Source organism: Flavitalea flava (assembly GCF_054461575.1).
Genome location: NZ_JBTLQH010000145.1, coordinates 1 through 567, shown reverse-complemented (window position 1 = coordinate 567; position 567 = coordinate 1). Strand labels below are relative to the sequence as shown.

General features: G+C 49.2%; 2 protein-coding genes. Both read left to right on the top strand.

Going from position 1 to position 567, the window contains the following annotated elements; translation table 11 throughout:
* Window positions 1-74 precede the first annotated feature (74 nt).
* A complete protein-coding gene (gene tnpA, locus ACX0G9_RS31755; RefSeq protein ID WP_459069018.1) occupies window positions 75-404 on the top strand; it encodes an IS66 family insertion sequence element accessory protein TnpA in 330 nt (109 codons plus the stop codon).
* A 2-nt stretch (window positions 405-406) separates the two neighbouring features.
* A partial coding sequence (gene tnpB / locus ACX0G9_RS31750; protein ID WP_459069019.1) for an IS66 family insertion sequence element accessory protein TnpB occupies window positions 407-567 on the top strand: 161 nt, incomplete at its 3' end.

Sequence of the window (567 nt, the reverse complement as noted above, 5' to 3'; positions counted from 1 at the left end):
GTAAGCATACGATCCGGAGCATCGATGTTATTCAGGAAGGAGAAAGTAGCTTTGCTTTCTGAAAAACAGTAAGCATGAAACAAGCTAAAAGAGAGTTATTGCCCGGAGGGCGTCAGCCATTAAATAAGCAGGATAGATTTGCCGCTATAGAGCAGTTCGAGCAGGCGGGTAATATCAGTGTGAAGGAGTTTGCCGCAGCCTTCCAGGTATCGGAGGCGACCTTTTACAACTGGCGTAAGCAGTATCGGGCGAAGAAAATGCATCAGGTTCCTACTGCTGGCTTCATCCCGGTAGATATGTCGGACGTGCAGGGCCCGCAAAGCGAGGGCCGGATATTTGCGGAGTTCCGCGGGATCGTCTTTTATCAACGGGTAGAGCCTTCCTACCTAAAATCCCTCTTATAAGTATGCTATCTTTAACGGGTTATCGCCTGGTGCTTTGGAACGGAGCAACAGACATGCGGCTAAGTTTTAACGGCTTGTCCGGTCTGGTCGTTAATGAGATGAAGGAAGATCCGTTTCAGTATGGAACACTCTACGTGTTCTTCAACCAGCGGCGAACGCAAGC